The sequence below is a fragment of the Algibacter sp. L1A34 genome (assembly GCF_009796805.1).
Lineage (GTDB): Bacteria > Bacteroidota > Bacteroidia > Flavobacteriales > Flavobacteriaceae > Algibacter.
On sequence record NZ_CP047029.1, the window covers coordinates 2515148 to 2522500 of the forward strand.

Genomic DNA, 7353 nt, shown 5'->3' on the forward strand with positions numbered 1-7353 from the left:
TTTACGCAAATATAAATAATCTTTTAGTCTTGACTAAATTTTAAAACATAAAAAAAAGCTAATTTTTTCTGGCTAGTTTTCTAGAATAATTTGATAACGGAAGTTTTTATAATATTAATTTTAAGCATCTTGTTTGCAGGTATTTATCCAGTTGGTTATTTGAGTTTTTTGCCAGTTGAACTCATTTCTATAGAGGTTTTAAAAATAACTTTTTGAGGGATTTTATAAAGTGATAAATTTTTAGAGCATTCCTGGAGTATTTTTTCTTTTATTTTATCTTCATCCATTTTACTGCGAAGTACAATTGTTGCTTGTATTGCTTCTCCCAAAAGATCATCATCAAACCCTGTAATTGTACAATCCACTACATCTTCAATAGATAATATTACGGCTTCAATTTCTTTAGGACTTACTCTTTTACCACCAACTTTTATAATCTCTTTTTTTCTTGCAACTAAGTATATAAATCCCTCTTCGTCAATTTTGGCAATATCACCTGTATATAACCATCCATTTTTAACGGTATTTCTTGTTTCAATCTTATCTTTATAATACCCTAACATAATGTTTTCGCCACGTGCTAAGAGCTCTCCTTCCTCATTTATTTCCGCCTCTTTTCCTTTATCATTAATAACCTTTAATTCTACATCTGGAATAGCTTTACCTATTGAGCTTGTTTTGGTTTTTACTAAGTTTGGAGGTAAATACGATAATCGTGCTGTAGCCTCCGTTTGTCCATACATAACATAAAATTTTTTAGTTGGAAATGCGTCTATAAACTCTTTAATAAAAACGGTATGTAATTTTCCACCCGCTTGTGTAACGTATTTTAAGTGCGGAAATTCTGTTGTTTTAAAGCTTTGCGATTTTTTTAGCAATATCTGAAAATGACTTGGTACTCCTGCAAACCCAGTACACTTATAATTCTTTAAATCATTAATTACGGTTCCTAAAAACATGAAGCTATTATTTAAAACTATGGAACCGCCTACTTTTAAATGTGTATGTAAAAGTGATAAGCCATAACAGTAATAAAAAGGTATTACCACAGCCATAATATCGTTTGAAGACAGCTTTAAATAATCCGTAATTGACGTTGTATTTGCTATTATATTTTGATGACTTAACATAACTCCTTTTGGTTCTCCAGTAGAACCAGAAGTAAAAATGATCTCGGCAACTCGATTTTTATTAAAGTCTGAATTAAATTCAACTAACTGTTGATTATCTATAATTCCCAAAGATTCATCTTCATCAATTAATCGAATATTATTACCAAAATTCAACTTACGTTTTAATCCTTTTGCAATAAAAACAGTTGTACTTTCAGTTGTGTTTAATATATAATCCAAATTACTTTGCTCGATTACAAAATTAAGCGGAATACAAATATTACCAGATTTTATAACCCCCAAATAAGCTGTTAAAAAAAACACTGAATTTGGACTAATTAATAGAATATTTTTATTTTCTCCAATAGTTTTTTTTAGATAAGACGCTATTTTTAAACTATCATTATATAACTTTTTAAATGACATTGTTTCTTTTGAACCTAATAAAAAATCCTTTTCAAGATCTTTGGTTGAATCAAATAAGTAGTCAAAAATATTCATGATTTTAAGTTCTAAAATATGGGTCTCATTCGTAAATACTCGGTTGTTTTTCTTTTTCTTTTAAAGTTTTTATAGATATTCTCAATATCTTGAGTTGATCGATCCATAACCTTTGCAACGTCATTAGCTGGATAATTATTTTCCCAACCATACCATATTAAATCCATTTGCTCGAATGGCATTTGATAAAAGAAATCTTCCTGTGTTTGCTCCGCAGTATACGTATCTGTTGTAGGTGTTCTATCAATAATTTCTTGTGGAACTCCCAAATATTTTGCTATTTGATAAACTTGCGTTTTATATAAGTGCCCAATTGGCATAACATCTGCTGCGCCATCACCGTGCTTAACAAAAAAACCTTGTTCTACCTCATGTTTATTTGGTGTACCTATTACTGCATAGTGCAATCTTTCGGCATGATAATACAGCATACTCATTCTACTGCGTTGTTTAAAATTTGTAGAAGCCACAATTTGAAGATATTCTTTTACTGGTAATATCTTACTTACCTTTTCTCCATTGGGTTTAATAACAGTTATAGAAAAAATTGGAGGTAAATTTGAAGCTACATCTTGCTTAATTTCAATTTTAGCTTTATCAATGTGTGGATTGAAATCGAGAATTACTCTTGCAATAGCTTCATCCCTTCTTTGGTAACAACCAAAACCATCTAAAATCTTCGTTATATCTTCCACCAATGTATTGGTAACCCCGAATTTAGCTGCTAATTTTTCGGCTAATACTTGGCTGTCTTTGCTCGAGTCTTGTTCCGGAAGCATGATTGCAGTTACTTTTTTGGAACCAAAAGCTTTCGCTGATAATGCCATACAAACAGAAGAATCAATTCCTCCACTAATACCTATTATAGCACCTTTACGTTGTAGTTTTTTAGCAACGTTTGTCCTTAGTTTTTCTATTATTTCGTTACAAACAATGTCAATATTTTCAATGTGTAAAATATCTTTTGAAAACGGTTTAGTTGTAATTGACCTCATAGCTAATTTGTTTTTAGTTGATTATTCTAATACTGTTTTATTAAATACCACTAATTCTCTTTCTTGTATTTTAGGTATGGAATGATTAATAAATAAATCATATAAAACTTGTGTTGATAATATGGCTGTAATGGCCATATTGTCAATTTCAGATACTTGTTTATTTAATTTCATTTTACGTATTAATTGATTTACAAATTTTGGGTTGAAAATTCCAAAACGTATAATTTTTCTATCAGATAACATATCCTTTAAATATATTGGCATTTCTTCAGAAAAGAAAGCACTTTGTATAGGTGCTCTATAGGCTTGTTTGGGTCTGTTTAATATAGATTCAGGCAATTTACCTTTCATCATTTTCTTCAATAGGTATTTTTCATTTAATCCATGTAATTTTAGATCAGGATTTAGTTTCATGGAAAACTCGATGACTCTATGGTCTAAAAAAGGATAACGTCCTTCAATAGAATTTGCCATGGCCATTCTATCTCCTTGTGAGGATAGTAAATATTTAGGTAAAAATAATTCGAACTCAATACATTGTGCTTTTGTAAGATAATCGTAGTCTTTAAATCTATCTTGTAATTGCTTTTCTATTTCAGAAATTGGGTTGTGATTTTTAATAATTTCTTTGTAATCTTTAGATAAATAATTATTAATTCTGGAAGTGTTATTCCATCTCAATACATGCGAATAAATAGGCGATTCTGTTTCATTTAATTTATACCCAAAAAACATTTTTAATACATTGCTATTCGCCGTCTTAATTTGCGGAATATATGGGTACAATTTTTTTAGTAATAAAGGACGATACTTTGATTCTGGATCCTTGGCCCAAAAGTGTTTGATTTTGGTTTCTTTGAAAATATTATATCCTCCAAAAAGCTCATCGGCACCTTCTCCAGTAATAACTACTTTTATGTTATGGTCTCGAACATTTTTAGCTAAAATACTCATTGGTGTAGGTGCTGTACGTAACAAAGGTGCTTCTGAGTGCCAAATAATATTTTTAAAATTATCTGCAATATCTTTAGGGCTACAAGTAACATTTGCGTGTTGAGTCTTAAAATAATCTTTAGCTATATTTTGATAGGACGATTCATCAAAATCCTTTTCGGTAAAACCAATTGAAAAGGTTCGAAGGCTGCTACCTGGCGTTGTTTTTTTTATAAATGATGTTGTTATGCTTGAGTCTAATCCACCGCTTAAATAAGCTGCTACTGGTACATCTGATCTTAATCTTAATTTTACAGCATCAGTAAATATTGTTTCAAATTCTATTGCTGCTTCTTCTAAATTATTGAATTCATATTCATTGGGTTTAGTAATGGGTAATTGCCAATAACTTTTTATGGTTTTAGAATGTGCGTTAATGGTTATGTAATTTCCTGGTGGTAATTCAAAAACACCTTCAAAAGCAGTATTTGATGATAGCGATGTCCAAAAAGTAAAATACTCTGATAAAGCTTTCGCTGAAATTTTTGGGTTGAAGCCTGGAAATTCTAAAAAAGATTTTATTTCCGAAGCAAAAACAAAAGAATTTCCAACTGTGGTGTAAAATAATGGTCTGATACCAACTCGATCTCTAGCCAAAAATAATTCTTGTTTATTTTTATCCCAGATAGCTATAGCAAATTGACCATTTAATTTGTTAAGAAATTCAGGGCCGTATTCTTCATATAAATGAATAATGACTTCTGTATCACTATGCGTTTTAAACTTGTGGTTTTTTGATAATAACTCTTCTCTAAGCTCAATATAATTGAATATCTCACCATTGAAGACAATCCATAACGATTCATCTTTGTTAGACAATGGCATAGTGCCAGTACTTAAATCGATAATACTTAGTCGTACACTTCCAAGACCAACAGTGTCAGATAAATAAATTCCACTTTCGTCTGGTCCTCTATGCTTAATTCTGGTTAGCATATGCCTTAAAGTGTTTACTTTATTATCTGTGCTTGAATTAAATTGGAAAAAGCCTGTAATGCCGCACATACTTCAATAATATTTTGTCTGTTAAAAACCTGAAAGTTCTTTTTAAAAATTAAGATTTACAATTTTGACTTTTTATTAAATATAATCTTAACTATTTGTTTTAATATTTAATATTACATCGATAACATGGGAAATATTCTAAGCAGGTTTTATGCGAAAAAACACAATCTATTTTCTGCTTATGTTTATCTCTAACTAAGTTTTCATAAACCTGTTCATTCACAATATATCTCCAAATTTTGAAATCTTTTATTTCCTTAGAAAACCCCGATTTAAAATAAAATAGGGAGTCTGTTTTGCCTCCTACTCCACCACCTAAATTAAAGAATGTAAACTTTTCTTTTGTTGCCCTAATCCGCATGTCATCTATCAATAATTTTATTGGGTTTAAGGATAAATACTCATTTTTTACTCCAGATAAATGATATTGAACAATGTTATTCTTTTTAACAAACATGGCTCCACCAATAATTTCCTTAGAGTCGTTATCAATAGCTAATAATATATCGGTATCGAAGCTATTTGATTTAATAAAATCAAAAAAATAGGCTTTCGTAAAAAAGTATGAATCAATTGCTTTTACACGCCTCATGTTTTCATAGTACATGTCAATAAACGTCTCAATGTCTTGGTTTTTTTTAGCTAAACGTGTACTATATTGCTTTCTAGATTTATTAATATAGGTTTTTAATCTCCTATTGTAATCGACTTTTTGACTTTCAATATCTTTTGTGAGATCAATATCTATGACTTGGCCAGGAGAATAAATTTGCCCTAAACCTTTGAGAATAGTTTCTTGGTGTTTTATATAAGGGTTTAGTCTGGAAAAAACCGATACAATATTATTTTCATATAAAAACCGATACATTTTTTTTATGAAAATGGTATTGTTAAAATCCTCTGTTAAATTAATGGAAATAGGGCCAGGGTAGCCATAAACCGAAGTAGCGTCTTTAAATTCTGTTCCTTCAATTTTTCTTATTAGTAGTGGTAACACAATAACTAAATCATCCTCGTTGTATTTTATTAAAATAGGAGTTTCATCTTCTTTTTTAGAAATTAAATGATAATCATAAGTATGATAGAAATCGGATTCGACAAATAATTTAATTGTTGAGTCCCATTCCAATTTGTTTTTTATGATTTCTAATTCACTCATAAATATTAAAATATATTTTTATAATTTAAAACTTCTCTTGTTTATTAGCCATCGATGCAATTATTAGTTTGAAAAAATTGAGATATGTAGTTATTTGTAAATTAAATTATTTTATTAGTATTAAATTTTTCGTAAAACTGATTTGTTGAAAAATGTCATTAACTCATCTGAAACCTTGCTAAAAATTACCTTTTTTTTGAATAAAAACCATTTTTCCGTTCGTATTATATAAGGCGTATACCCAGCATAAACTATTGATCGTAATGCTATGATGTTATCTTTAAGCACAAAAGTTATTATATGTTTAATTCCTTGTTCCTTTCCTTTTTCCGAAATTAAATTCGTGGCTGTGGGCATAACCCCAAAACCTCTGTATTTAGATACAGTGTAAGCACTTTCTAATAAAGCTTCACCCTTTTTTAGGACAGGATAGGAATTGCCCCAAAAGCCATGAATCTTAGAGTTTTCAGATGAATCCATAAGCCATTGTCGAAAGCAGGGGTTGCCATCTTTATTAAGTGCAACATAACAAGTGTTAATGTTTTTTTCAATTAATCCATGGTTGTTGTTATCTAATCGAAAATATTCGCTATCATTTGGTTGATAAGGTCTAATAGATATATTAATGAGTGATCTAGGAGGCGTCCATTCTAGAGATAGGTCTCGCTTTAGTCCAAAAGCTATATTTTCCGATTTAATTCGTTTTTTAATTCCATTCCACGCAAATAAATAGTCACCATTCTTCAATAAATTCTTAACGAAAATTATTTTTTTTAAAACTTCTACCATAATAATTCTATTCTAGTATGAGATAAAAACAGAGTGATAAATTTGATTTTGGTAATTAAATGAGGTAAAGTTCAGTTTCCCTTATATTTAAAGAGTGAAATACAGAAGTTATGTTTTATTTTTTATGAAAGTAACGATGCTATTAATAGATTGAAAATTATCAATCACAAGTTCCTCATCATTAGTTGTAATACCAAATTCTTCCTTTAAGAATTCTATTAAAAAAAGTAAACCCATGGAATCAAGAACTCCTTCTTCGAAAATAAGAGTTTCATCCGTTATTTTTTTTACATCATCAAAAGTAGATTCGATAATATAGTCTCGGATTTTATTTTTTATATCAATTTCTTTTTCCACGATCTTATTTTTTTAATCCCACTATTGCAGCTTAGTACAAGTTATAAAATGATTGTAAACTCATCAATGTTATTGATTCTGTTTCAAAAGCTCTTTTTAGGACAGTCTTGTATCACATTTAGTATCTGATTTCGAATGTTTAAAGGTTAAATATTTTTGTTAAAATAAACATGATAATAATCATTTTAGATTAATTTAAATCGTTCTGTTTTTTCATAGATAATTTGTGATATAAGTAGTTAATTATCTATTTATTAGATAAATATTAAAACAGAATTAGTAGGTTTTATTTATGTTACTTTGAAAGTTTTTCGTTGATTGATTAATGATTGTTTTATCATAGAAATATCTTTGGATAATATAAAAACCATCTGTAGTTCCTTTTTTGTTTAAACAATAGTTGTGATATTGTTATATGCTCATAAAAAAACTGGTTCAA

The 7353-nt window shown here is 29.0% G+C and carries 6 protein-coding genes; all 6 read right to left on the reverse strand.

What is annotated here, in order from left to right; translation table 11 throughout:
* Positions 1-155: 155 nt before the first annotated feature.
* The 6 genes from GQR97_RS10700 to GQR97_RS10725 all read right to left on the reverse strand — a co-directional run bounded on the left by GQR97_RS10700 (position 156) and on the right by GQR97_RS10725 (position 6914).
* Positions 156-1613, reverse strand: coding sequence for an AMP-binding protein (locus tag GQR97_RS10700; protein WP_158848218.1), 1458 nt, complete (start codon positions 1611-1613; stop codon positions 156-158).
* Positions 1614-1624: 11 nt separating this feature from the next.
* A complete protein-coding gene (nadE, locus tag GQR97_RS10705; protein WP_158848220.1) occupies positions 1625-2608 on the reverse strand; it encodes an NAD(+) synthase in 984 nt (327 codons plus the stop codon).
* Positions 2609-2629: 21 nt separating this feature from the next.
* On the reverse strand, positions 2630-4609 hold the full coding sequence (asnB, locus tag GQR97_RS10710) for an asparagine synthase (glutamine-hydrolyzing) (protein ID WP_158848228.1): 1980 nt from the start codon (positions 4607-4609) through the stop codon (positions 2630-2632).
* A 100-nt stretch (positions 4610-4709) separates the two neighbouring features.
* Complete coding sequence (locus GQR97_RS10715; protein WP_158848237.1) at positions 4710-5768, reverse strand: peptidoglycan bridge formation glycyltransferase FemA/FemB family protein; 1059 nt, start codon at positions 5766-5768, stop codon at positions 4710-4712.
* Positions 5769-5888: 120 nt separating this feature from the next.
* Complete coding sequence (locus GQR97_RS10720; RefSeq protein WP_158848239.1) at positions 5889-6557, reverse strand: hypothetical protein; 669 nt, start codon at positions 6555-6557, stop codon at positions 5889-5891.
* A gap of 108 nt (positions 6558-6665) precedes the next feature.
* Complete coding sequence (locus GQR97_RS10725) at positions 6666-6914, reverse strand: acyl carrier protein (RefSeq protein WP_233267519.1); 249 nt, start codon at positions 6912-6914, stop codon at positions 6666-6668.
* Between the last annotated feature and the right edge of the window lie 439 nt (positions 6915-7353).

Coding starts and splice junctions, on each gene's coding strand:
- GQR97_RS10700 (WP_158848218.1), bottom strand. CDS start 1,613: ATGAATATTTTTGACTACTTATTTGATTCAACCAAAGATCTTGAAAAG.
- GQR97_RS10715 (WP_158848237.1), bottom strand. CDS start 5,768: ATGAGTGAATTAGAAATCATAAAAAACAAATTGGAATGGGACTCAACA.
- nadE (WP_158848220.1), bottom strand. CDS start 2,608: ATGAGGTCAATTACAACTAAACCGTTTTCAAAAGATATTTTACACATT.
- GQR97_RS10720 (WP_158848239.1), bottom strand. CDS start 6,557: ATGGTAGAAGTTTTAAAAAAAATAATTTTCGTTAAGAATTTATTGAAG.
- asnB (WP_158848228.1), bottom strand. CDS start 4,609: ATGTGCGGCATTACAGGCTTTTTCCAATTTAATTCAAGCACAGATAAT.